Origin of the sequence: Sagittula sp. P11 (assembly GCF_002814095.1) — a bacterium.
In the GTDB taxonomy this organism is placed as follows: Bacteria; Pseudomonadota; Alphaproteobacteria; order Rhodobacterales; family Rhodobacteraceae; genus Sagittula.
Genome location: NZ_CP021913.1, coordinates 2247757 through 2271118 on the forward strand (window position 1 = coordinate 2247757; position 23362 = coordinate 2271118).

Sequence of the window (23362 nt, forward strand, 5' to 3'; positions counted from 1 at the left end):
CGGGCCGCCATGTGGGTGCGGAGGGAGCGGGCCTGCGTGTCCGCCCTTTGTCGCGTGGGCTGAGGGAGATGTACGTCCCGGGGGGCGGCGACGGCGGCGCCTTCAGTCTCCGAACAGGTCGGGTTTCGGCGCGGGGCTTCCGGCGCGCACCCAGTCGTAGACCCGCGCCACCTGCCGCGCCTTGGCGGACCAGAGGAAATCGCGCTGCACGCGGGCGCGCGCTGCGGCGGCCATGGGGGCAAGCTGTTCCGGCGCCTCGGCCAGGCTGGCCAGTACGCGGGCGAACCCGTCGACGATCTGCTCGCGCGCGCCGCAGGGCACCTTGAGGCCGGTCGCGTCGTCCACCAGCTCTCCCGGCCCGGCGTAGTCGACGATCAGCGGCACGACGCCCAGCGCCATCGCCTCCAGCACCACGCCGCCGCCGAATTCGCGGATCGAGGGGAAGGAGAGCAGGTGGCACGTGGCAAGGATGTCCTGCACCTGTTCGTGCGCCTGCCAGCCGTGGAAGGTGAGCGCCGCGCCGATGCCCAGCCGGTCGGCCTGTGCGCGCAGGTCGGGCATCATCGGGCCGTCGCCGATGATGTCGAGCGTCATGCGGTCGTCGCGCAGCAGCGGGGCCGCGGCCTCCAGCAGCATGTCCGGGCCCTTGTAGGGGACGAGCCGTCCGACGAAGGCGGCGCGCAGCTTGCCGGGTTGCGGCGCCGCGATGCGCGAGAAGCGCGTGGGGTCGATGCCGTTCTCCGGCAGCCAGATCACACGGTCCTGCAGGTGGTCGGGGACCTCCGAGGCGGTGTGGCGCGACCCGGCGAGAATGGCGCTGGCGTTGGTCAGCGTGGCGCGGCGGCCCGGCAGCAGCTTGTAGGCGCCGCGCACGTAGGAGAGCCATTCCTTCTCGGCCCGGCGTTCGGCGTCGAACGCCTTTGGCCAGGGCACGCCGCCGTTGAGCGGGCCGAGGACAAAGGGCACGCCCGCGTGGGCACATTTGGCCGCCAGCGGCGAGGGCGAGGTCGGCGAAAGCGGTGTGATGCGGTGCACGATGTCATAGGCGCCGCGCCGGATGTCGTCGCCGAAGCGCCTCCAGATCAGCCGTTCGAAGTAGGGATAGGACAGCGCGTTGACCGCTTGCAGCGTGGTCCAGCCCTTGCCGCTGTCGAGGCGCAGCTTTTCCGCCAGCTTCCACATGGGGCGGGCGATGGCCTCGGAGTCGATGGCGGTGAAATCGGTGCCCTCGCGCATCCCGGCACGCAGGAAGGCGTCGCGGTTGCGGGTCTGGGTGACAATGTGGACATCGGCGACGTCGCGCAGGGCAGAGGCGAGCGACCAGCCGACAAGCGGTACGCTGACCCATTCGGGGTTGGCCGCTTCGGCCACGGCTAGAACGCGGGTCATCGGCTTTCCTTCGGCGCGCCGATGACCGGGCGCCAGCCGGGGGCGGGCGCGCCGGTCTGTTCGGGGTCGGCGGTTGAGGTGTTCCGGCTGTCGACGGATGCGGGTCTGAGGCGCTCGGCCCGCAGGCTTTCGGCATAGCCGGTAAGCGCCCCGACGATCAGCCATGTAAGCGGCGTCAGCGTGGCGTTGGGGATCATGTCGGCCAGGTTCGCCGCCAGCATCAGCGACAGCGGCCCGACAAGCGGAGATACCTGCGACCGGGCCAGCCGCACCTCGCGCCCGATCAGCAGGAGCGGCAGCAGGATCAGGCCGAACTCGGCGGCGAAGCCCACCCAGCCGTAGACGCCGATGGTGATGATCCAGCGCCCGTCTGTGACGGTCAGGATGAAGCCGGTCACCGGGTCGAGGATGTGGTTTCGCCCCCAGCTTCCCCAGCCGAACAGCGGTTTCAGGTAGGCGCGGTCGAGCAACGTGTTCTCGTTCGTGAAGCGGAACCGGAGGGAGGCGGCACGGTCCGGGTCGATGGCGGCGGCGCGCGCCAGCAGCGTTTCCTCCGGGATCAGCGCCGCGCCCTTGAGCAGCGGGTAGGCCAGCGCCAGAACGCCGATCAGGATCGCGATGCGGACCTGCAGGCGCGCGGGCGCGAGGACGACCAGCGGCGCCAGCGCGATGAGGAAGATCATCGCGCCGAGGGACTTGGCAAGGACCAGCACCGTGGTCAGCCAGAGCGCGGCCAGCAGGAGCTTCGCCCCGTTCCGGCCCGCTGAAAATCGCCACAGCCCCCAGGCGGCGATCACCGCCATGAAGGTGTAAAACGCGACCCACAGCCCGTGGTACAGGAAGACCACGGGGCGGTATCCGCCGAAGCGCACGCTTTGCCCGAACTGGTGCTGGTAGAAGCCGTAGACCCAGAGGTTGAGCTGCGGCGAAAGCCGGATCTCGATCAGCATCAGGAACGAATAGACCAGCCCGCCGATCATCAGCGCCTTCAGAAGCTCGCGCTGGGCGCCGCCGCTGGCAAGGAACTGGCGCGCCATGAGGAAGGGCAGCAGGAACAGGAACTGCTGGATGGTCAGCGCCAGGATGTCCTTGAGGCCCAGCCCCGGCAGGCCGACCTGCCCCCAGAAGACCGGCTCGCCGTTCGTGAGGACGGTCACGGCGGGCGACAGGATGAAGATCAGCACCAGCGCCTTGCCCAGCAGGGAGTGCGGCAGCAGCGATCCCTGCGGCCCGTGGCGCCACATGGCGAGGGCAAAGGCCATCAGCGCCGGGATGTTGTGTTTCGACAGCGGGGGCGCGGCGGGAAAGTCGAAGACGGCGGGCGGTTCGGGCAGGAAGAGATAGCCGGCGAGGATCGACCAGATCAGCGCCCGGTCCGCGGGCAGCCGCCCGTAGAGCGCCGCAACCACCAGCGGAAAGCAGGCGAGGGCAAGGAAGGCGATCGGATTGGGCATCGGGGCGCTGCGGGCCTTCGTGCTGCGGAACGGGTGCGCGGGCGGGCCGGTGCCCGCCTGATGGACCCCGGTGCCCGCCTGATAGCAGCGGCGTCGGGCAAAGTCGCGTCGGCAATGCGCCGATTGTAAGGAAAGCGGGTCGGGTTGTGCGGAACCGGTCACGCCGTTGCACGGTTGGAAACATGGTCCGCGGGGTGCCATACTATCGCCGGATTGCCCGTGCAGGGCGGTTTCCTATCCCTTTTGGCATTTCCGGGAACAACACGTTGCGCATTGCCTACCTGACAGACATGCCGCCCGAGGACCGGAACATCTATTCCGGCGGCAACCGGCGAATCTTCGAGACGCTGGAACGCCATGTCGGCGAGGTTTCGGTCGTGCCGCAGGACTGGGGCCCTGCCGAGCCCGTGCGGCAGGCGATCCTGTCGACCTCGACCGGGATGAACATGCGGCTGCGCTGGCGCGCGCATTACGCGCTGCGCGGTGTCGTGGGACGGCGGGTGACGCGCTACCTCGAGGAGACCTCTCCCGACGTGGTCTTCGGTGCCTATGCGCTGCATGCGTTGTCGGGTGTGCGGGTGCCGGGGCAGGTGGTCAGCGCCTTTACCTCCGACGCGGTGCAGACGGTGTTCCGCTGTTCGGAGATCGGCGCGGCGCACGACCGGACGATGCCGCTGGCTAAGGTCATGGACGGCTGGGTCGAGCGGCGCGAAGCCGATGTGCTGAGGCAGCTGGACCTCGGGCTCTGGCCGTCGGAGTGGCTGCGGACGGCGGTGGACGAACGCTATGGCCTGGCGCCGGGCGTGGGCAAATGCGTCGAATGGGGCGCGGGGATCGAGGCGCCGGAGTGGTCGGGGCCGAAGGTGCTGGACACCAAGGGGACCGTGCGGCTGCTGGTGCTGGGCCGGGACTGGTTCACCAAGGGCGGGCCGCTGACCTTCGACACGCTGAACGTGCTGCGGGCGCAGGGCGTCGACGCGCATCTGACCGTGGTGGGCTGCGTCCCGCCCGACATGCACATCAACGAACACGTCACCGTGCGCGCCCACCTCGACAAGGCGGTGCCTTCGGAGCTTGCTCTGTTCGAAGCCGCGCTGCGGGAGGCGCACTTCATGGTGATGCCCTCCCACGAAAGCTATGGCTTTGCCTTCTGCGAGGCCTCGGCCTGGGGGATGCCCTCGCTCTGCCTGCGGGTCGGGGGCGTGCCGGTCCGGGACGGCGAGAATGGCTATGGCCTGCCGCCCGGTTCGGGGGCGGAGGATTTCGCCCGGCTCATCCGCGAACACCTTGCCGCGCCGGAGCGGTACACGGCGCTCAGCCGCACATCCCGCACGATCTACGAGACCCGGCTGAACTGGGACGCCTGGGGCAAACGCGTGAAAATTCTGCTGGAAGAGGCCGTCGCGATGAAACGCAGGGACCCTCAGCGGCGTTCGGCCTGACACGACGGGCAACGCGGTGGAGACTCGGGTCGATCCGTGGTAGCGCCGGATTAACCCGATACACGCAAGGGATTCGTTCATGAGTGGCCTCACCGAAGCAGGCGCGCAACTGCGCGAAGACCTGAGCACGCAACACGGTGTTTCCCGCGAGGCGGTGCAGACGCTGATGGAGGCGGTCCTGCGCGGCGGCGGCACACAGGCGCAATTCGACATTCCCGAGCTGGGCGGCATGGGCCAGTGGTCCTGGGGCGGCATGACCATGGTCGGCGACATGTTCAACAACGGTCTGAAGGCGCAGGTCGATGCGCTGTGCACGGAGATCGCGCAGGTCGCGTCGCGCACCCCGCTGTTCGAGCGCAGCGCGCCGAAGGGCGGCACACAGACCGGCGGCCAGTTCCAGTCGCAGGGGCTGGGCCGGTCCGGCGGCATGAGCATGGGCCTTGGCGGGGCGTCGGGCTGGTGGCCGGAAGGCTTGGGTCAGCCCGCAAGCCAAGGGTCGCAGAACGACCTGAGCTACGCGATCTTCCCCGACAAGCACCGGCTGGCGATCAACCTTGCCGGGCGGGTGACGGTCTATGACACCGGCAACCACGAGATCGGCGGCATCAGCCAGCAGCAGGGCAGTTCCGCAAGCTGGACCTTCACCAGCCAGTACGGCACCGTCGACCTGCGCAGCCTGAAGGAGGTCCGCGAGGATCCGGAGGATGTGCCCGCTCCCGACGAGGACACCACGGAAACGGCGGACCGGGACGCACCGGAGGCCGCGGCCGACCTCGACGACGGTTCTTCGGGCGACAGCACATGGGGGCCGGTGGCGCTGGACGACCACGAGCCGTCCCTCGTGGCCGAATCCTCGCAGGTTCCGCAACTGCCGGAGGCCTCCCGCCCGCCGGAGTTCGCACCGCCCAGGCCGTCCCCGACAGCCGAGGAGCCGCAGGTGCGCGAACCGGCATGGTCGGCACCGGCTGCGCCCGAGCCGGAGAACGATCCCTTCGCGCAGTCCCGGCCGGAGCCGGAGGCGCCCTCGATCTACTCCGGGGCGCGGGTGCTGAATTCTGCCGACGAGATCTTTGCCGCGCTGGAAAAGCTGGGTGCCCTCCGGGACATCCACATCCTGTCCGACGAGGAATTCGAGGCGAAGAAGGCGGAGCTTCTGTCGCGGCTCTGACGCCGTCCCGCCTTCAGTCGAAGATCGCCCCTTCGCGTTCGGTGTCGAGCGCGCAGAACCTGTTGCCCGACGACGGGTTCAGCCAGCAGCGCCATGAATTGCCCTCGATCCCCTGCGCCGCCGCCACCCGCTCCATCGCATCGCGCGAGGCCCTGGTGGAGAACTTGGCGATGAACAGGCTTTCGGTGTTCGTCTCCGCGCCGTTCAGCTTTGGCCCGCTGCCGGTTTCTTCGACCACGGTGCGGGCGCCGGAAGGCCAGGTGAAGGTGAAGACCTCGGCGAGGCCCTGCTGGGTGCGGGTCAGCGTGCAGGGGTCCTGATCGCGCAGATCGCCGTCCCGCAGCACAAGGCAGAGCGCGCGGGCGGTGCTGCTGGCCGGTGCGCCGCCGCCGGTGTCCTCCGGCGTCCAGTCGTCGCGCCGGGCGAGGGCGGGCAGGGGCGTTTCCGGCGCGGCGAACCACGCGTAGGGCATGTTCATGAAGATATCGAGCGTCCCGTCCATGATCCGGGTGGGATGGTCGTCCACCGACAGCGGCTGCCATCCGAAGGAACAGGGCACCTCGCCGGGATAGCGGTAGGTGGCATCGACGCTCACATAGACGTAGGGCACGTCGGGGTCGGCCTTGTAGAGCTCGATATCGTCCGGCTTCAGCTCCGGCTCGACGGGGGCGGCGGCGCCGGCGGCCTTCGGCGCGGCGCGGTTCATGTTGTTGCACATGGTGGCGACGTGGTCGCGCGTCAGCTCGTCCGGCGCCTTCACCGGCGCGACCTGTATGTGCCAGGCGGCCGACTGGCCGACCGTTTCGAGGTAGGTCATGCTGTCGGGCGGCGTGGTCAGGATGATGCTCATCAGCGCGTCGGTGATGTAGATCTTCTCCTTGAGCTGCTGCAACTGGCCGATCCCGGCCAGCGCGACGCCGTAGGCGCGGCTGACCGTCTCGGCGGTGTAGTTGCCGTCCTCCACCGTCAGTGACGGCGAGTGGAAGCCGAGCCGCGCGGTCGGATGCAGGATGCGCATGGTCTGCCGGTCGGTGCCCGCGTCGGCGTAGTAGGTGTTCACCGCGCCGCCGAGGAAGGCCACCGCGCAGGCGCTTTCGCAGCGGGTGTCGCGCGGGACGGCGGTGATCGTCTTGCTGTCGGTAAAGAAATGCGCCAGCCGGATGCCCTCTGCCAGCGAGCCGCCGGGACTGTCGAGGCACATGGTCAGGGAATAGGACTCCTCTGGTTCGCCGTCCTCTGCGGCCAAGTCGCTGACCCGTGCGCGGATGACGGCGGAGGCCTCGTCGGTGTCGCCCGGCGCGATGATCCCCCGGAGGGTCACGTCGCAGCCCATCACCGGGTCGCCCCCGTCGATGATGTCGGCGGCAAGGGCGGGGGTGCCCAGAAGCATGAGGGCCAAGACAAGGCGCATTCGGACGTCCTTTCAACGAGATAGGTAGAACCTTACCTGCGCGGTCGGGAACGTCAACTTGATCCGCGTGCGCTTTTCTGGCCTTAATCCGGTGCGCCAACTGGCCCTATCGCGGGCCGGGGTCGCTGGCTAGATTGGCGCGCAAAGCCCGGGCGGACCAGCCGCCGGGAACCGCATGTCCGGGGAGACACTCCATGAAAATGACCACCGAAGAAGCCTTCGTGAAGGTACTGCAGCGCCACGGGATCGAGCATGCCTTCGGCATCATCGGCTCGGCCTTCATGCCGATTTCCGACCTCTTCCCGCAGGCGGGCATCATGTTCTGGGACTGCGCGCACGAAGGGTCGGGCGGGATGATGGCCGACGGCTACACCCGCGCCTCGGGAAAGATGTCGATGATGATCGCGCAGAACGGCCCCGGCATCACCAACTTCGTCACCGCGGTGAAGACCGCCTACTGGAACCACACGCCGCTGCTGCTGGTGACGCCGCAGGCCGCCAACAAGACCATCGGGCAGGGCGGTTTTCAGGAGGTGGAGCAGATGGCGCTGTTCCGGGACATGGTCGCCTACCAGGAAGAGGTGCGCGATCCTTCGCGCGTGGCAGAGGTGCTGACGCGCGTGATCTCGAAGGCGAAGCAGGCGAGCGCACCGGCGCAGATCAACATGCCGCGCGATTTCTGGACCCAGATCGTCGACATCGAGATCCCGGAACCGGTCGAGTTTGAACGCTCCTCGGGCGGGGAGACCTCTGTCGCGGCGGCGGCGGAGCTTCTGTCGAACGCCAAGGCGCCGGTGATCCTAAACGGCGCGGGCGTGGTGCTGTCGAAGGGTGGCATCGAGGCGTCGATGGCGCTGGCGGAGCGGCTCGATGCGCCGGTCTGCGTGGGCTACCAGCACAACGACGCCTTCCCCGGATCGCACCCGCTGTTTGCCGGGCCGCTGGGGTACAACGGGTCGAAGGCCGGGATGGAGCTGATCCGCGACGCCGACGTGGTGCTGTGCCTCGGCACGCGGTTGAACCCGTTCTCGACCCTGCCGGGTTATGGCATGGACTACTGGCCCAAGGACGCGAAGATCATCCAGGTGGACATCAACCCCGACCGCATCGGCCTGACCAAGAAGGTGTCGGTCGGCATCGTCGGGGATGCGGCCAAGGTGGCCACCGGCATCCTGCGGCAACTGGCGCCGGACGCCGGGGACGAGGGCCGCGATGCCCGCAAGGCGAAGATCGCCGAGACGAAATCCAAGTGGGCGCAGCAGTTGTCTTCGATGGATCACGAGGACGACGACCCGGGCACCACGTGGAACGAGCGCGCCCGCGCGGACAAGCCCGACTGGATGAGCCCCCGCATGGCGTGGCGCGCGATCCAGTCCGCGCTGCCCAAGGATGCGATCATTTCCAGCGACATCGGCAACAACTGCGCCATCGGCAACGCCTATCCGTCCTTCGACGAGGGGCGGAAGTACCTCGCGCCCGGCCTGTTCGGCCCCTGCGGCTACGGCCTGCCCGCGATCATCGGCGCCAAGATCGGCTGCCCGGACGTGCCGGTGGTGGGCTTTGCCGGGGACGGCGCCTTCGGCATCTCGGTCACGGAACTGACCGCCATCGGCCGCAAGGAATGGCCCGCCATCACGCATATCGTCTTCCGCAACTACCAGTGGGGCGCGGAAAAGCGGAATTCGACGCTCTGGTACGACGACAACTTCGTCGGCACCGAACTGGACGAGAAGGTGAGCTATGCCGGGATCGCGCAGGCCTGCGGGCTGAAGGGTGTCGTGGCACGCAGCATGGACGAGCTGCGCGAGGCGCTGACCGAGGCCTGCCGCGCCCAGATGGAAGACGGCGTGACCACGCTGATCGAGGCGATGATCAACCAGGAGCTGGGCGAACCCTTCCGCCGTGATGCGATGAAGAAGCCCAATGTCGTGGCGGGCATCGACCCGGCAGACATGCGGCCCCAGCCGGGCCATGGCTGAACCGTCGGGAAGGGCGGCGTGCCGTGGCGTGCCGCCCGGTGTCGAAGGGCGTAAGGGCGCTGGCCTTCCGTTAGCCCATCGCGATGCAGAGCGCGGTGGCGGCGACGATGTCCTCCACCCGGGCGCCGCGGCTCAGGTCGCAGACCGGCCTGCGGAAGCCCTGAAGCATCGGCCCGATGGCCTGCGCCCCGGCCAGTTCCTGCGCCAGCTTGTAGGCGATGTTGCCCGCGTCGAGCGAGGGGAAGACCAGCGTGTTGGCATCGCCCGCGCCCATCCCCTTCTGCGCGGCGATGACCGGGTTCAGCGCGGCGTCGGCCTGGATCGGCCCGTCGAAGCCCGTCCGCTCGGCGGCGGCGCGCACCGCGTCGACGGACGGCCCGGCCCCGCTGGTCCCGGTGGAGAACGACAGAAGCGCCACCCGCGCTTCCCCCAGCAACGCCGTTGCGGAGCGGGCCGAGGCCTGCGCGATGGCGGCCAGCCCCTCGGCGTCGGGGGCCACGTTCACGGCGCAATCGGCAAAGATCACCTCCCGCCCGTCGGGAAAGACCATCAGGAAGAAACTGGACGGGATCGCCACGCCGTCGGCCAGCCCGATGGCGATGGAGGCCGCCTCGATCACCCGGCGGGTCGGGTTGGCGACACCGGCGACCATGGCCTCGGCCTCGCCCGCGGCGACCATGGCGGCGGCGCGGAACAGCGGGCGCGCCAGCATCCTGCGCGCGATGGGCTCCGTCACCCCGCGCGTGCCGGTCAGGGCGGCCACCTGCGCCTCTGTCGGCGTGTCGGGCAGGGGCACCGGCACCGCCAGCCCTTCGGCCTGAAGGCGGGCGCAGGCCGCGTCGATGCGCGGCTCTCCCGCCTCGGGAAAGACCACGCGGGCCTGCCGGGCGCGGGCCGTGTCAAATGCCTGTTCCAGAACCGCCATGCCACCCCCGCCATCGCTGCGCGGCAGACTTTGACCGCGCGGCGGGCGAAGATCAACCGGCCCGTGCCTGCCGCTGTCGCCCGCGAACGGCGTTCCGGAACCGGCGCGCAACTCGTCGCCTCTGTCCCCTCTTGGCCGAGTTTAGCGGAACCGCGGACCGAAAGCTTGCGGTCCGGCGGAATTGATCTACCAATGATGCAGACGTGCCCCCGGGTCCTCCGAGAAGCGGCACGGTGACAGGGAGGCCGGATGGGAGAGCCACGGGTCGATACAGCGCCACGGATCTCGGACGAGGTCCGCAAGACGACGTGCTACATGTGCGCCTGCCGCTGCGGGATCAACGTGCACATGAAGTCCGGCAAGGTGGCCTATATCGAGGGCAACCGCGACCATCCCATAAACAAGGGCGTCCTCTGCGCGAAGGGCAGCGCCGGGATCATGCAGCACAATTCGCCTGCCCGGCTCAGGGCGCCCCTGCGGCGCACGGGCCCGCGCGGTTCGGGCGAATTCGAGGAGATCACCTGGGAAGAGGCGCTCGAAACGGCGGTCTCCTGGCTGAAACCCCTCCGCGAGACGACGCCCGAAAAGCTCGCCTTCTTCACCGGGCGCGACCAGTCGCAAAGCTTCACCGGCTGGTGGGCGCAGCAATACGGCACCCCGAACTTCGCGGCGCACGGCGGCTTCTGCTCCGTCAACATGGCGGCGGCCGGCATCTACACCATGGGCGGCGCCTTCTGGGAATTCGGCACCCCCGACTGGGAGCACGCGAAGCTCTTCGTCCTGTTCGGCGTGGCCGAGGACCACGACAGCAACCCGATCAAGATGGGGATCGGCAGGCTGAAGGCGCGGGGCGCGAAGATCATCGGCGTGAACCCGGTGCGCTCCGGCTACAACGCGGTGGCGGACGACTGGGTGGGGATCACCCCGGGGACCGACGGCCTCCTGATCCTCAGCCTCGTGCACTGCCTGCTGAAGGCCGGGCGCATCGACCTCGACTACCTGTCGCGCTTCACCGATGCGCCGGTCCTGCTGGACGGCGATCCGAAGTCCGACACCCACGGGCTGTTCCTGCGCGACGAGGACGGCAAGCCGCTGGTCGTCGACCGGCGGACCGGCAGGCCCGCTGCCTTCGACACGCCCGGCATCCGGCCCGACCTGGCCGGCCACATCCGCCGCGCCGGCGTCACCCATGTCACGGTGATGTCCGGGCTGGCGGAGACCTACCTGTCGGACGCCTACGCGCCGGAGGCCGTGGCCGACCGCTGCGGCCTGACACCTGCCCGCATCCGCGCCCTGGCGGCAGAGATCGCCCGCGCCGCCTTCGACGATCCTGTGGTGCTGGACCGCCCCTGGACCGATTTCCGCGGCGAGCGGCACGCGCAGATGGTGGGCCGCCCGGTGGCCTTCCACGCCATGCGCGGCATCTCTGCCCATTCCAACGGCTTCCAGACCTGCCGCGCCCTGCACCTGCTGCAGATCCTGATCGGCGCGGTGGAAACCCCCGGCGGCATGCGGTTCAAGCCGCCCTATCCGAAGCCGGCCACCGCCCACCCGAAACCGCACGCCGAGGCGGTGCCGGGCCAGCCGCTGAAGGGGGCGCACCTCGGCTATCCGCAGGGGCCCGCGGACCTCGCGCTGGGGCCTGACGGCACGGCGCTCCGGATCGACAAGGCGTTCACCTGGGAGAACCCGCTGTCCGCCCACGGGCTGATGCACATGGTCATCTCCAACGCGGTCGCGGGCGATCCCTACCGCATCGACACGCTGTTCCTCTACATGGCGAACATGGCGTGGAACTCCTCCATGAACACGAAGGGCGTCATGGAGATGCTGACCCGCACCGACGACAGCGGTGACTACGTCATCCCGCGCATCATCTACTCCGACGCCTATTCGTCCGAGATGGTGGCCTACGCCGACCTGGTCCTGCCCGACACCACCTACCTCGAACGGCACGACTGCATCTCGCTGCTCGACCGCCCGATTTCGGAACCCGGCGCCGCCGCCGACGCGATCCGCTGGCCGGTGGTGGAGCCCGACCGCGACGTGCGCGGCTTCCAGTCGGTGCTGCTGGACCTCGGCGCGCGGCTGGGCCTGCCGGGCATGGTGGACGGCGACGGCGCGCCGCTCTACGCCGATTACGCCGACTACATGATCAACCACGAACGCAAGCCCGGCATCGGCCCGCTCTCCGGCTGGCGGCTGGGCAAACACGGGCTGCAGCACGGGCGCGGCGACCCGAACGGCGGGCAGATCGAAAGCTACATCGCCAACGGCGGCTTTCACGCCATGCACATCCCCGCGGACGCGCAGTATTTCAAGCCGTGGAACATGGTCTATCAGGACTGGGCGGTGGAACACGGTCTGATGGACGCGCCCACGCCCTACCTCTTCACCCTCTACGCCGAACCGCTGCGCCGCTTTCAGATGGCGGCCGAGGGGAAGGGCAACCACCAGCCGCCCGACCACCTGCGCGACCGGATCAGGGACTGCCTGACGCCGCTCCCCGTCTGGTACCCGCCCTCCGACGGCGCGACCGATGCGGACTTCCCGATCCACGCGCTGACCCAAAGACCCATGGCGATGTACCACTCATGGGGCAGCCAGAACGCATGGCTGCGCCAGATCCACGGCCACAACCCGCTCTACGTCCCGACCGCCCTCATGCAGGCGCACGACCTGCGCGACGGCGACTGGGTGCGCGTCACCTCCCCGCACGGAGAGATCACCGTCCCGGTGCTGGAGATGGCCGCGCTCAACCCGCATACCGTCTGGACGTGGAACGCCATCGGCAAGCGCAAGGGCGCCTGGGCGCTCGACCCGGACGCGCCCGAGGCGACAAGGGGCTACCTGCTCAACCACCTGATCCACGAACTGCTGCCCCCCAAAGGCGACGGCCTCCGCTGGTCGAACTCCGACCCGGTCACCGGTCAGGCTGCATGGTTCGACCTGCGCGTCCGCATCGCAAAGGCCACCCCCCCGCAGGAGGCCCGCCCGCAGACCGGCCGGCAGGCCAGCCCCGTTCCGCAGCCCCCGGACAGCCTCCGCTGGCAGGTAAGGGACTGACCGCATGTTTCTCTGCTTCCCAAATACTCGCGGCACGGACCCCGTCACCCGGCCGCAACGCCCGGCGAGCGCCGCCGCGAACCAGCGGGGGGCCACCACATGACACAGCTGCCCGGACAGACCGACAGGACCCTCGGCCTCGTCATCGACCTCGACACCTGCGTCGGCTGTCACGCCTGCGTGGTGGCCTGCAAGGGCTGGAACACCCAAAGCCAGCCCTCGCCGCTCTCGGACAGCGATCCCTACGGCGCCGACCCCTCGGGCACCTTCCTCAACCGCGTGCACAGCTACGAGGTCACGCCGGAACAGGGCACCGCCCAGCTGGTGCACTTCCCGAAAAGCTGCCTGCACTGCGAGGACGCGCCCTGCGTCACCGTCTGCCCCACCGGCGCCAGCTACAAGCGGACCGAGGACGGCATCGTGCTGGTGAACGAAAGCGACTGCATCGGCTGCGGTCTCTGCGCATGGGCCTGCCCCTATGGCGCACGCGAACTGGATGCGGCCGAGGGCGTGATGAAGAAATGCACCCTCTGCGTCGACCGGATCTACAACGACAATCTGCCCGAGGAAGACCGCGTGCCCGCCTGCGTCCGCACCTGCCCGGCGGGCGCGCGGCATTTCGGCGATCTCTCCGACCCCGACAGTCCCGTCAGCCTGCTGGTGGTCGAGCGCGGCGGGATCGACCTGATGCCCGAGCAGGGCACGAAACCCGTGAACAAGTACCTCCCGCCCCGCCCCCGGGACACATGGGAGGCGGAAACCGATGTCCTGGCCCCGTGGCTCGCGCCGGTGGCGGAGGAGCCGCGCGGCTTCCTCGGCTGGCTCGACAAGGCCCTCGACAAGCTCTGACCGCACCGCGCAACACCCTGTAGGGCGGGGCTTCGCGCCGCCCTCCCTCGAAGGACAAGAATGCATCCGGCCCCGTCTCTCATCGCCTTCACCACGCTGTCCGGCCTGGGCTTCGGCCTGCTGTTCTGGCTGGGGATCGACCCGACGCCGCCCACCGGCTGGGTGGCCTTCGTCTTCTTCGCCCTGGCCTTCGTGCTGGCCCTTTGCGGGCTGGGCGCCAGCGCAAAGCACCTCGGACGGCCCGAGCGGGCGCTCAAGGCCTTCACCCAGTGGCGGTCGAGCTGGCTGTCGCGCGAGGCCTGGGCCTCTGCTGCCGCACTGACGCTTTGCGGGCTATACGCGGCCGCGCTGGTGTTCTTCGCGACGCCGGTCCTGCCGCTGGGATGGCTGGGCGCGCTCCTGGCGCTTGTCACCGTGGGGTCGACCGCGATGATCTACACCCAGCTCCGGACCGTGCCGCGCTGGCACGATCCGTCGACGCCCGCGGTCTTCCTGCTCTATGCGCTGGCCGGGGGCGCGCTGCTGTCGGGGCGGATCGTGGCCGCGATCCTCCTGCTGATCGCCTGCGGCGCGGCGCAAGGCTGGGCGTGGTGGGACGGCGACAGGCGCATGGCGCGCTCCGGCACGACGCTGGCCACCGCCACGGGCCTGACCGGCGGCACCCCGCGCGCCTTCGAGCCGCCGCACACCGGGTCCAATTACCTGACGCGCGAGATGGTCTTTGTCGTGGGGCGCAAGCACGCGGCGAAACTGCGTGTGATCGCCGCCGCGCTCGCCTTTGTCCTGCCCGTCCTGCTTCTGCTCCTGCCGTTCCACCATCTCTTTGCGCTTGTTGCAGCGGTGTCCCATGTGGCAGGGGTGGTGGTGGCCCGCTGGTTGTTCTTTGCCGAAGCCGAACACGTCGTGGGCCTCTATTACGGACGCGCGCCGTCCGGTTGAACGGGAGCGTCCGATCCATGCCATTCCTGCCGGGTTTCGACGAACGGTGGCGCGACGCGCCGGATTTCATCGACTGCACCCTGCGCGAGATCTGGACCGACCGGCGCCTCGACCGCATCGCCAAGGTCTACGCCGGGGACGCCGTCGTGCACGCCGGGCCGGGCCTCTTGCGGGGACGGGACGCGATCCGGGCGGAGGCGCAGTCCCGCCTGTCCGCCATGCCCGACATCGCCTTCTTTCCCGAGGAAACGATATGGGCGCAGTCGGGCTACAAGTCGGTGCTGGCCGCCCGGCGGCTCTGGTGCCGGGCCACGCATGACGGGCCGGGCCTTTACGGTGCGCCTACGGGCCGCGACATCAGCCACCGCGTGATGACCGACCTCTGGTGCCGCGGCAACGAGATCGCCGAGGAATGGCGCGTGGCCGACACGCTCGCCATCCTGAACGCGCTGGGGGAGCCGCCCGACGACTGGGCGCGCAGGTCCGTGGCCGCGCAGGGCGGGCCGGAGCGCTGTGCGCCGCCACTCTCACCCGAAACGGAGGTGCCGCCGCGGTTCGACGGCAAGGGCAACACCTCGCCCTGGGGTCAGACGCTGTCGGATATTATCACGCGCGTGATGGCGGGCGAGATCGCGGTCCTTGCCCGCCAGTACGACCCGGCGGCGGAAGTGACCTATCCCGGCGGTCAGCCCGACAGCGGCCCGGCGGCGGCGGAACGGTTCTGGGGCGCGCTGCGCGCCTCGCTCCCCTCCGCCCGGTTCGCGGTGCAGAGCGCCATGGGCGAGGAAGACGCTCCCGCCAGCCCGCGCGCCACGCTGCGCTGGACCCTCACGGGACGGCACGACGGCTGGGGCCTGTTCGGCGCGCCGAGCGGCGCGGAGCTGCTGGTGATGGGGATGACGCAGGCGGAGTTCGGGCCGGACGGCTTGCGCCGCGAGTGGACGCTGGTGGACGTGCCGGCGGTCTGGATGCAGATCGTCCTGGCCCGCGGAGACGGCTGAGGGGGAAGGCGGAGAATCTCCGCCCTACGCCCTGTCGCGCCCGTGACATCCGCCACGGCCACGTCCGCAACGTCCGGACAGGGCGCCCGCCCCGGACGCCCCGCAACGGCCCGCCCTATTTCGAGCTGAACATGCCCTTCATCCGGTGGCTGCCCTGGTCGAGCCGGTCGCCGGCCTCTTCCAGCATCGGGTCGACGCGGCTGCGCCAGAACCGCTTCCACCGCACGCGGATCGCCCAGTAGACCGCTGCCAGGATCACGAGGATGACGATGGCGGTCCACGGGATGATCCTGACGTCCGGCCCCGCCACCTGCTTCAGGCCCACGGCGTTCGGGAAGATGGTCAGGAATTCGTTCCGCCATCCGTAGTGCCGCACCGCCACCCAGCGCGGGTTGTCGGCGGTGGACTTCATGTCGGCCGCCTCGGCTTGCAGGTTCGACGTGTCGAACTTGAAGTACGGCGGCCAGCCCCAGCCGGTGTCCTCGTTGCGGTAGACGATGATCTCGCCGTTGTCGCGCCGGGTCTGGATGAAGAACACGTCGCGGTTCGGCAGGGTGCCATCGGTGCCGGTGTCCGCCTGCGCCCAGAACAGGCTGTTCTCGCCCGGATCGACGCGCTTTTCATAGGTGTCCGTGATCCGCACCACGTCGTGCTGCGGCAGCGTGTAATGCAGGAAGGCCGCGACCAGCAGCCAGAACAGCACGATGAACGTCCATTTCACAAATTTCATGGCGGAGCGGACCTTTCAGTGGAAATTCGTAAGGTAGATGATCGCGGTGACCGTGCACATGGGCAGGATATAGACCACAACGATCAGAGTTCGATGGCGGATGCGGTCCCAGCGCGACGTCTCGGCGTCGAGGTAGGCGTGAAGGGACATCTCCTCCGGGTTGGCCTTCCATTCCTCGAGGATCATGCGGCGGCGGCGCGCGCGCAGGCTGAGCCACAGCACGACGTAGGCGGCCGAGCAGATCACGAACGCGAGGATGAAGAAGCGCCCGAAGGCCAGCATCGCAGTCTCCCTTTGTTCATGACCTGATACGGCCTGCGTGGAAAATCAACGACAAACCGCGTCGCAGGGGAGGTCCGGCGCAGGTGTCACGTAATGGGTTCAGCCTTGGCCTGTCCTTTCCGCGGCCTGAACCGGTCCGAAGCGGGCAGCGGTTCTGCTTGGTAGGCCGGGCGCGTCCGTCTTGCGCATGTGCAGGTTTCGAAGGGGAGGACGTGCGCCTTGGAGGCCGTTTCCGACGTTTCGGTGCGTCTGCTCGCTCGTATGTTCGCGGCGCCGGGGCGCGCCGAACGGGTCATGCTGACCGGCTTGGCCACCTTCGTGGTTGTCGTGCCGGCGGCGGTCCTGATCCCCTTGGCGCAGCCCCTTGAGGACCCGCTGGCCGTGGCCTGTCCTACCAAACGTTGGTGCGCCAGCGGCGTGGGGCAGTGACCGACACAAGGAGCACGATCGGTCCCCAGACCAGTCCCGCCTGAACGCCCAGCAGCAGGAAATGCAGAACGCCGCCGCGCTGGCCGATCAGGCGCGCGGCCGAGGGGGTTTCCAGCAGGTAGAGCACCGCGAAGAGGCAGGCGGACAGCCCGACCAGCGCCAGCGCCGACAGCAGCGCCGCGGCGGCGATGCCGGGGATGGTCTCCGGCATCAGCCGTTCCACCCCGCGGGTGACGAAGACGGCGAGGGCGATGAGGATCGCCGTGGGGATCAGGAGGCCGAGGATCATGGCACAGAAGATGGCGTCGCGGCACCCCGAAGGCAACGGGCCGGGGGTTGCGGCAACGCCCTTGCAGAGTCACAGTGGCGGCATTGTTTTGCACCCGAGGAGATTTCCATGTTTCGTTTGACTACAGGCACCTTGCTTGCCCCCACCCTTGTTGCCCTGTCCCTGGCAGCCCTGCCCGCGCAGGCCGACGAGGTCACCGACCTTCTCGATTCGGCGCGCGAGGCCTATGACGCAGGCGATATCCAGTTCGCGCTCGACGACCTCGAAATGGCCCGGCAGCGGCTGGTGGAGATGAAGACCGCCTCGCTTGGCGCCTTCCTGCCCGACGCGCCCGACGGCTGGACGCGCGAGGTGAACACCGAGATGAACACCGGCCTTGCCATGATGGGCGGCGGCGTCGGGGCAGAGGCGCGCTACATGTCGCAGGACGGGGAAGAGCTGAAGCTGACCCTGATGGCCGACAACCCGATGGTCGCCAGCATGTCGGCGATGATCAACAACGCCGGCGCCATGGGGATGAAGACCGAACGCATCGGCCGCCAGCGCTTTGCCGTGCAGGACGGGCAGATGATGGCGCTGATCGGCAACCGCGTGCTGGTGCAGGCCGAGGGCGATGTGGAGACCGCGCGCGGCCTGCTCGACAAGATGGATTTCGAGGGCATGGCCGTCTTCGGCCAGTGATACTTCGGTTCGGGGGCGGGCAGCCTTCGCCGCTGCCCGTCTTGCTGCGCGGCCCTTGTGTCACCGGGTGTCACCGGGCCGCGCAGATCGTAGGGTGCAGATTCTGCACCCTTTCTGACGTCAGCCGACCACGTTGAAGCCGGGGCCGTAGGGGTAGCCGGTGATATTCTCGTTGCCGTCCCCGGTGATGACGAGGATGTCGTGCTCGCGGTAGCCGCCCGCGCCGGGCTGGCCTTCGGGGATGGTCAGCATCGGCTCCATCGAGATCACCATGCCGGGTTCCAGCACCGTGTCGATGTCCTCGCGCAGTTCCAGCCCGGCCTCGCGCCCGTAGTAGTGCGACAGCACCCCGAAGGAGTGGCCGTAGCCGAATGTGCGGTATTGCAGCATGTCGCGCTCGGCGAAGAAGTCGTTGATCTTCAGCGTGATTTCCGCGCAGGAGGCGCCGGGCTTCAGAAGGGACATGCCGTATTCATGTGCGGCGACGTTGGCCTCCCAGATCTTCAGAGACGCCGGATCGGCCTCGCCCACGAACATCGTGCGTTCCAGCGCGGTGTAGTAGCCCGAGATCATCGGGAAGCAGTTCAGCGACAGGATGTCCCCGTGCTGCAACTGGCGCGCCGTCACCGGGTTGTGCGCGCCGTCGGTGTTGATGCCCGACTGGAACCAGACCCAGGTGTCGCGGTATTCCGCATCCGGGAAGCGGGCGGCGATCTCCAGTTCCATCGCGTCGCGGCCGGCCATGGCCACGTCGATTTCGCGGATGCCGGGACGGATCGCGTCGTGGATGGCGTAGCCGCCCACATCCGCCACTGCGGCCCCGGCGCGGATCAGCTCGATCTCGGCGGCGGATTTCATCATCCGCTGGCGCATGGTCGCGGGCGCGATGTCGGCGGAGGAGGCGGGTTTCAGGAAACTGTCCATCAGCCCCTTGGAGGCCAGCGTCATGTGGTCGGCCTCGTAGCCGATGGCCTTGCCCGCGCCGGTCACCGACAGGATCGCGCGCCAGTAGTTGTTCCGCTCCCAGTCGGTGTAGGTGATGTTGTCGCCGTGGCACCGCCGCCAGGGCTGGCCCGCGTCGATGCCCGCGCTGATCGTCACGCTTTCGGTCTGGGTCACGACAAGCCCGTAGGGCCGGCCGAACGAACAGTAGAGGAAGCCCGAGTAATACGCGATGTTGTGCATCGAGGTCAGCACGGCGGCGTCGAGCCCGGCGTCCCGCAGGATCGCGCGCAGCCCGGCAAGGCGGGCGTCGTATTCGGCGGGCGCGAAGGGCAGGACGCGGTCGCCCTGGTGGAAGCGATAGCTTTTCGGGCGGCTTTGGGCGGGCTTTTCGAGGGTCGTTGTGGTCATTCCGTGTCTCCTGTCGCGCGGCGGGCCTTCCCCTGCCGCGCTGGCAAACGAAGGTCCCGGCGTACAGGACGGAATCGGGGATGTGTTCGGCGACGCCATCGCCTCCCCTGACGATGTTCTGCGCCAACCGGGCACCGTCTGGCAAGAGGCGTGTTGCGGGTTAGTCGCCGACCGGCCAGCCGCCGCGCGTCAGCGCCTGCAGGATGCGCGTTCCAGCATCGGGGCGGCTGTCGTCGATGGCGTGGTCGCGGAAGAACCACCAGAGATAGGCGGCGAAGTCCGGGGCCATGCCGGGCGCCTGCCGGATCGCCTCTTCCGGCCCGAGGTCATGCACCTTCGCCGCGATGTGGTGAAAGTCGATCCTGCCGAACAGCACGGCGGGCTTCCCGAGGAAATAGCCCGACACGACGACAGAGGAATTCTGTGTGGCCACGTAATCGCATGCGGGCAGCATGGCGCCCGTGCCGCCCAAGGTGACGGTCAGCCGGAGGAAGCGGCGCTGCAAGGCGTCCAGCGCATCGGTCTCTGCCGCTTCATAGTGCTCCTTGGGATGCAGGGTGGCGTGCACGCGGCGGGTGGTGTCGTGCTCCAGCACCGCCTCCAGCATGGCCAGCGGCGACATGCTCTGGAAGGAGCGTCGCTCCAGCAGGCGGCCCTGCAGCGGCACCAGCACCATGCCCTCCCGCGTCGTCTGCGCCCCGGCGAAGTGCCGGGCGCGCATGTTGGACAGGAAGCGCGCGGCCTTCTGCGGGTTCACCGTGGCGGGGTCGAACTCCGCCAGAGCCACCGGCCAGGTCCAGCGTTCGGCGCTGCGTTCGATATGCCAGAAGGGGGCGAAGTAGGTGCGCCGGAAGGTCAGGCCGCGCGCGTTCGGCGGCTCGATCATCCGCACCAGCGCGTATCCGGGGCGGTCCCGGGCGGCGGCCAGTTCCTCCGGGCTGTCGTCGTGCAGGTGCACCTCCCACCCGCGGGCCTGAAGGACGTCACGCACGGTGGACAGGAACGGCAGGCGCCCGGCCAGCAGTCGCGCGCGCAGGGCCGGGTAGAGGTAGAACCGCGCCAGTTCCGGTTCAGGCACCGCCCGGTTCCAGCCAGAGCTTGTAGAGCAGGGTGACACCATCCAGCCGGGCCTTCTTCAGCTTGGCCAGAAAGACGCGGTAGGCCAGCTTCGGATCGCGGTGGTCGGTCCAGTTGTAGCCGTCGCGGTCGTTGCCGAGGATCTCCCAGCCGATGTCGCTGGGCGGTTCGCGGAACATGCGGGCGGCGGCTTCCATCAGCGCGACACCTTCGCCGCGCTTCAGCCCGTAGCGGGCCAGTTCGTCGGCCTGCGCGGCAGGCAGCCATGGCGCGCCGTCGCCGGTGTGGGCGGCGGCGAACCATGCGGGCAGGTCGACGACGAGGTCGTCATCGTCGACCAGCAGGTCGAAGCGCTCCGGGCTTATACGCTGAGGCAAACGTATTTCATCTCCAGGTAGTCCTCGATCCCGTGGTGGGAGCCTTCGCGGCCAAGGCCGGACTGCTTGACGCCACCGAAGGGCGCGACCTCGGTCGAGATGATGCCGGTGTTCACGCCGACGATGCCGTATTCCAGCGCCTCGGCCACCTTGTAGACGCGGCTCAGGTCCTTGGCGTAGAAGTAGGACGCAAGGCCGAAGATGGTGTCGTTCGCCATCTCGATCACGTCGTCCACGTCGTCGAACTTGAACAGCGGTGCCAGCGGGCCGAAGGTCTCGTCCGTGGCGACCTGCATGTCCTGCGTGACGCCGGTCAGGATGGTCGGCGGCAGGAAGTGGCCTTCGCCGCTCAGCGGCTTGCCGTCGCCGTAGACCACCTTCGCGCCCTTGGAGGTTGCGTCGCTGATGTGCTCCTGCACCTTGTCGATGGCGTCGGAGTTGATCAGCGGGCCAAGGTCCGTGCCGTCCTCGAGCCCGTCGCCGACCTTCAGCTTGGCGGTGGCTTCCTTCAGCTTCTCGGCGAAGGCGTCATAGACACCCGACTGCACGTAGATCCGGTTGGCGCAGACGCAGGTCTGGCCGTTGTTGCGGAACTTGCACATGATCGCGCCCTGCACGGCCGCGTCGAGGTCGGCGTCGTCGAACACGATGAACGGCGCGTTGCCGCCCAGCTCCATCGAGCACTTCATCACCTGGTCGGCGGCCTGCCGCAGAAGGATGCGGCCCACCTCGGTCGAGCCGGTGAAGGTCAGCTTGCGGACCTTCGGGTTCTCGCAGAACTCCTTGCCGATCTCCGAGGAGGAGGAGGAGGTCACGACGTTGAACACGCCCGCGGGCACGCCGGCACGCTCTGCCAGAACGGCGAGGGCGATGGCCGACAGCGGGGTTTCCTTGGCCGGGCGCGCGACGAAGGCACAGCCGGCGGCCAGCGCAGGACCCGCCTTGCGGGTGATCATCGCCGAGGGGAAGTTCCACGGCGTGATGGAGGCGGCGACGCCGATCGGCTGTTTCATCACCATGATGCGCTTGTCGCGCTGGTGGCCGGGGATGGTTTCGCCGTAGATGCGCTTGGCCTCTTCGCCGAAGAACTCGATGAAACCTGCGGCATAGGCGATCTCGCCCTTGGCCTCGGCCAGCGGCTTGCCCTGCTCGGCGGTCATGATGATGCCGAGGTCGTTCTGGTTCTCCATCATCAGGTCGAACCACTTGCGCAGGACGGCGGCGCGTTCCTTGCCGGTCCACGTGGCCCATTCCTTCTGCGCGGTGTAGGCGGCGTCGATGGCCTTCGCCACCTGTTCGCGGCTCAGGTCGCAGACCTCGGCGATCACGTCGCCGCGGGCCGGGTTGGTGACGGAAAACGTCTTGTCGCCGGTGATCCACGCGCCGTCGACGTAGGCGCGACTCTCCAGCAGGGTCGGATCCTTCAGCAGGTTTTTGAGGTCGGTCGTCTGGTCGAGCATGGTTTCCTCTCCGCTTTTATGCGTTAGGCTCCACATCTAGTGCGTGCCGCACGCAAGTGTAATCGGGCTGCCGGTCCATCGAACGCGACAGGGCTGGCCCCTCTCTACTCCTTTCGCCCGCCGGGTTGAAACGGCATTTGCAGCGGCACGGCAAGGAACGGCAGGAACACAGGACCAAGATGGATCAGAAAACAGACCTCTCCGACGCTTACGAGAACGGCGCCTACATTCCGGACGGGGCCAGCTATCCGCCCCGCTGGGCCGCCGAGGCGCAGGCCTACCGCAAGCGTCTTTCCCCGGCACAGAAGGCAGTGCTGGGGCTTCCCTATGGCGAGGGGGCGCGTCACCGGATGGACCTGTTCCTGCCCGACCGCACGCCCGAGGGGCTGGTCGTCTTCGTGCACGGCGGCTACTGGCAGCGCTTCGACCGGTCCGACTGGTCGCACCTCGCCGAAGGCGCGCGGGCGCGGGGCTGGGCGGTGGCGATGCCGTCCTACGACCTGTGTCCCTCGGTGCGCATCCGCGACATCACCGCCCAGGTGGTGCAGGCCGTGACCATCGCCGCCGAAGAGGTGCAGGGCCCGATCCGTCTGACCGGCCATTCCGCCGGCGGGCACCTCGCGGCACGCATGGGAACGGGCGTGCTGCCCGAGGATGTGGCGGCGCGGGTGCAGGCGATCCTGCCGATCTCGCCCCTGTCGGACCTGCGCCCGCTGATGGAAACCGCGATGAACGCCAACCTGAAGCTCGATTCGGAGGAGGCGCGGGCCGAAAGCCCGATCTTCCACTCCGCGCCGCGCGCCAAGGTCACGGTCTGGGTGGGCGGCGCCGAACGCCCGGCCTTCCTCGAACAGGCGGAATGGCTGGAGGAGGCCTGGGGCTGTTCCCGTGTCGTCGACGAAGGCAAGCACCACTTCGACGTGATCGACAGCCTCGCCGACCCGTCCGGCGCCCTGACCGAGCGGCTCCTGTCGATGTGATCCTTCCGGGCCGCGCGTGACGGCAGGTAGGGCGGGGCTTTGCGCCGCCTTCCGCGCGTGCGTGAAAAATCTGCTACCCTG

General features: G+C 68.7%; 20 protein-coding genes. 9 read left to right on the forward strand and 11 right to left on the reverse strand.

The window, feature by feature from the left end; genetic code table 11:
- Positions 1-102: 102 nt before the first annotated feature.
- Together CDO87_RS10915 and CDO87_RS10920 are read right to left on the reverse strand one after the other, a co-directional pair.
- Positions 103-1389, reverse strand: coding sequence for a glycosyltransferase family 4 protein (locus tag CDO87_RS10915; RefSeq protein ID WP_100928806.1), 1287 nt, complete (start codon positions 1387-1389; stop codon positions 103-105).
- Complete coding sequence (locus CDO87_RS10920; RefSeq protein ID WP_100928807.1) at positions 1386-2843, reverse strand: hypothetical protein; 1458 nt, start codon at positions 2841-2843, stop codon at positions 1386-1388. Before CDO87_RS10920 ends, CDO87_RS10915 begins: the two co-directional genes overlap by 4 nt.
- Before the next feature lie 266 nt (positions 2844-3109).
- On the opposite strand from CDO87_RS10920, the gene CDO87_RS10925 reads away from it, so the two are divergent.
- Positions 3110-4285, forward strand: a complete 1176-nt coding sequence (locus CDO87_RS10925) for a glycosyltransferase family 4 protein (RefSeq protein ID WP_100928808.1) — start codon at positions 3110-3112, stop codon at positions 4283-4285.
- Between the two features lie 79 nt (positions 4286-4364).
- Complete coding sequence (locus tag CDO87_RS10930; protein ID WP_100928809.1) at positions 4365-5453, forward strand: SHOCT domain-containing protein; 1089 nt, start codon at positions 4365-4367, stop codon at positions 5451-5453.
- 13 nt (positions 5454-5466) lie between these two features.
- Here CDO87_RS10930 and CDO87_RS10935 read toward each other — a convergent pair whose 3' ends face one another.
- A complete protein-coding gene (locus CDO87_RS10935; RefSeq protein ID WP_100928810.1) occupies positions 5467-6864 on the reverse strand; it encodes a hypothetical protein in 1398 nt (465 codons plus the stop codon).
- 194 nt (positions 6865-7058) lie between these two features.
- On the opposite strand from CDO87_RS10935, the gene xsc reads away from it, so the two are divergent.
- Positions 7059-8843 (forward strand): sulfoacetaldehyde acetyltransferase, encoded by a 1785-nt coding sequence (gene xsc / locus CDO87_RS10940; protein WP_100928811.1) that lies wholly within the window; start codon positions 7059-7061, stop codon positions 8841-8843.
- A gap of 70 nt (positions 8844-8913) precedes the next feature.
- On the opposite strand, the gene CDO87_RS10945 is transcribed toward xsc, so the two are convergent.
- A complete protein-coding gene (locus CDO87_RS10945; protein WP_100928812.1) occupies positions 8914-9768 on the reverse strand; it encodes a phosphate acyltransferase in 855 nt (284 codons plus the stop codon).
- Positions 9769-10017: 249 nt separating this feature from the next.
- Here CDO87_RS10945 and CDO87_RS10950 point away from each other — a divergent pair, with 249 nt between their 5' ends.
- The 4 genes from CDO87_RS10950 to CDO87_RS10965 all read left to right on the forward strand — a co-directional run bounded on the left by CDO87_RS10950 (position 10018) and on the right by CDO87_RS10965 (position 15623).
- Positions 10018-12834 (forward strand): molybdopterin oxidoreductase family protein, encoded by a 2817-nt coding sequence (locus tag CDO87_RS10950; protein WP_100928813.1) that lies wholly within the window; start codon positions 10018-10020, stop codon positions 12832-12834.
- A 99-nt stretch (positions 12835-12933) separates the two neighbouring features.
- Entirely contained in the window at positions 12934-13683 is a 750-nt protein-coding gene (locus CDO87_RS10955; RefSeq protein ID WP_100928814.1) for a 4Fe-4S dicluster domain-containing protein, read from the forward strand.
- Between the two features lie 60 nt (positions 13684-13743).
- A complete protein-coding gene (locus CDO87_RS10960) occupies positions 13744-14622 on the forward strand; it encodes a DmsC/YnfH family molybdoenzyme membrane anchor subunit (protein WP_100928815.1) in 879 nt (292 codons plus the stop codon).
- Positions 14623-14639: 17 nt separating this feature from the next.
- Positions 14640-15623 carry an ester cyclase gene (locus CDO87_RS10965; protein WP_100928816.1) on the forward strand — a complete coding sequence of 328 codons (984 nt, stop codon included), beginning with the start codon at positions 14640-14642 and terminating at the stop codon, positions 15621-15623.
- Between the two features lie 115 nt (positions 15624-15738).
- Here CDO87_RS10965 and CDO87_RS10970 read toward each other — a convergent pair whose 3' ends face one another.
- From CDO87_RS10970 to CDO87_RS10985, 3 genes are all read right to left on the reverse strand, one after another.
- Positions 15739-16353, reverse strand: a complete 615-nt coding sequence (locus CDO87_RS10970; protein WP_100928817.1) for a DUF1523 family protein — start codon at positions 16351-16353, stop codon at positions 15739-15741.
- A 15-nt stretch (positions 16354-16368) separates the two neighbouring features.
- Positions 16369-16635: a hypothetical protein gene (locus tag CDO87_RS10975; protein WP_100928818.1), complete on the reverse strand. Its 267-nt coding sequence runs from the start codon at positions 16633-16635 to the stop codon at positions 16369-16371.
- Positions 16636-17026: 391 nt separating this feature from the next.
- Complete coding sequence (locus CDO87_RS10985) at positions 17027-17353, reverse strand: hypothetical protein (protein WP_157814969.1); 327 nt, start codon at positions 17351-17353, stop codon at positions 17027-17029.
- A gap of 108 nt (positions 17354-17461) precedes the next feature.
- On the opposite strand from CDO87_RS10985, the gene CDO87_RS10990 reads away from it, so the two are divergent.
- Complete coding sequence (locus CDO87_RS10990) at positions 17462-18034, forward strand: hypothetical protein (RefSeq protein ID WP_198521864.1); 573 nt, start codon at positions 17462-17464, stop codon at positions 18032-18034.
- A 120-nt stretch (positions 18035-18154) separates the two neighbouring features.
- On the opposite strand, the gene CDO87_RS10995 is transcribed toward CDO87_RS10990, so the two are convergent.
- The 4 genes from CDO87_RS10995 to CDO87_RS11010 all read right to left on the reverse strand — a co-directional run bounded on the left by CDO87_RS10995 (position 18155) and on the right by CDO87_RS11010 (position 22301).
- Entirely contained in the window at positions 18155-19387 is a 1233-nt protein-coding gene (locus CDO87_RS10995; RefSeq protein ID WP_100928821.1) for an aminopeptidase P family protein, read from the reverse strand.
- 160 nt (positions 19388-19547) lie between these two features.
- Positions 19548-20465 carry a hypothetical protein gene (locus tag CDO87_RS11000; RefSeq protein ID WP_100928822.1) on the reverse strand — a complete coding sequence of 306 codons (918 nt, stop codon included), beginning with the start codon at positions 20463-20465 and terminating at the stop codon, positions 19548-19550.
- Positions 20458-20841 carry a hypothetical protein gene (locus CDO87_RS11005; protein WP_100928823.1) on the reverse strand — a complete coding sequence of 128 codons (384 nt, stop codon included), beginning with the start codon at positions 20839-20841 and terminating at the stop codon, positions 20458-20460. The genes CDO87_RS11000 and CDO87_RS11005 overlap by 8 nt, the downstream gene beginning before the upstream one ends.
- Positions 20826-22301, reverse strand: coding sequence for an NAD-dependent succinate-semialdehyde dehydrogenase (locus CDO87_RS11010; protein WP_100928824.1), 1476 nt, complete (start codon positions 22299-22301; stop codon positions 20826-20828). The genes CDO87_RS11005 and CDO87_RS11010 overlap by 16 nt, the downstream gene beginning before the upstream one ends.
- A 179-nt stretch (positions 22302-22480) precedes the next feature.
- Here CDO87_RS11010 and CDO87_RS11015 point away from each other — a divergent pair, with 179 nt between their 5' ends.
- Positions 22481-23281 carry an alpha/beta hydrolase gene (locus CDO87_RS11015; RefSeq protein ID WP_100928825.1) on the forward strand — a complete coding sequence of 267 codons (801 nt, stop codon included), beginning with the start codon at positions 22481-22483 and terminating at the stop codon, positions 23279-23281.
- The last annotated feature ends 81 nt before the right edge of the window (positions 23282-23362 follow it).

What these genes read in the sequence shown, in the direction of transcription:
- CDO87_RS10915 (WP_100928806.1), bottom strand. Translation starts at nt 1,389, where the DNA reads ATGACCCGCGTTCTAGCCGTGGCCGAAGCGGCCAACCCCGAATGGGTC.
- CDO87_RS10920 (WP_100928807.1), bottom strand. Translation starts at nt 2,843, where the DNA reads ATGCCCAATCCGATCGCCTTCCTTGCCCTCGCCTGCTTTCCGCTGGTG.
- CDO87_RS10930 (WP_100928809.1), top strand. Translation starts at nt 4,365, where the DNA reads ATGAGTGGCCTCACCGAAGCAGGCGCGCAACTGCGCGAAGACCTGAGC.
- CDO87_RS10935 (WP_100928810.1), bottom strand. Translation starts at nt 6,864, where the DNA reads ATGCGCCTTGTCTTGGCCCTCATGCTTCTGGGCACCCCCGCCCTTGCC.
- xsc (WP_100928811.1), top strand. Translation starts at nt 7,059, where the DNA reads ATGAAAATGACCACCGAAGAAGCCTTCGTGAAGGTACTGCAGCGCCAC.
- CDO87_RS10945 (WP_100928812.1), bottom strand. Translation starts at nt 9,768, where the DNA reads ATGGCGGTTCTGGAACAGGCATTTGACACGGCCCGCGCCCGGCAGGCC.
- CDO87_RS10950 (WP_100928813.1), top strand. Translation starts at nt 10,018, where the DNA reads ATGGGAGAGCCACGGGTCGATACAGCGCCACGGATCTCGGACGAGGTC.
- CDO87_RS10955 (WP_100928814.1), top strand. Translation starts at nt 12,934, where the DNA reads ATGACACAGCTGCCCGGACAGACCGACAGGACCCTCGGCCTCGTCATC.
- CDO87_RS10960 (WP_100928815.1), top strand. Translation starts at nt 13,744, where the DNA reads ATGCATCCGGCCCCGTCTCTCATCGCCTTCACCACGCTGTCCGGCCTG.
- CDO87_RS10965 (WP_100928816.1), top strand. Translation starts at nt 14,640, where the DNA reads ATGCCATTCCTGCCGGGTTTCGACGAACGGTGGCGCGACGCGCCGGAT.
- CDO87_RS10970 (WP_100928817.1), bottom strand. Translation starts at nt 16,353, where the DNA reads ATGAAATTTGTGAAATGGACGTTCATCGTGCTGTTCTGGCTGCTGGTC.
- CDO87_RS10975 (WP_100928818.1), bottom strand. Translation starts at nt 16,635, where the DNA reads ATGCTGGCCTTCGGGCGCTTCTTCATCCTCGCGTTCGTGATCTGCTCG.
- CDO87_RS10985 (WP_157814969.1), bottom strand. Translation starts at nt 17,353, where the DNA reads ATGATCCTCGGCCTCCTGATCCCCACGGCGATCCTCATCGCCCTCGCC.
- CDO87_RS10990 (WP_198521864.1), top strand. Translation starts at nt 17,462, where the DNA reads ATGTTTCGTTTGACTACAGGCACCTTGCTTGCCCCCACCCTTGTTGCC.
- CDO87_RS10995 (WP_100928821.1), bottom strand. Translation starts at nt 19,387, where the DNA reads ATGACCACAACGACCCTCGAAAAGCCCGCCCAAAGCCGCCCGAAAAGC.
- CDO87_RS11010 (WP_100928824.1), bottom strand. Translation starts at nt 22,301, where the DNA reads ATGCTCGACCAGACGACCGACCTCAAAAACCTGCTGAAGGATCCGACC.
- CDO87_RS11015 (WP_100928825.1), top strand. Translation starts at nt 22,481, where the DNA reads ATGGATCAGAAAACAGACCTCTCCGACGCTTACGAGAACGGCGCCTAC.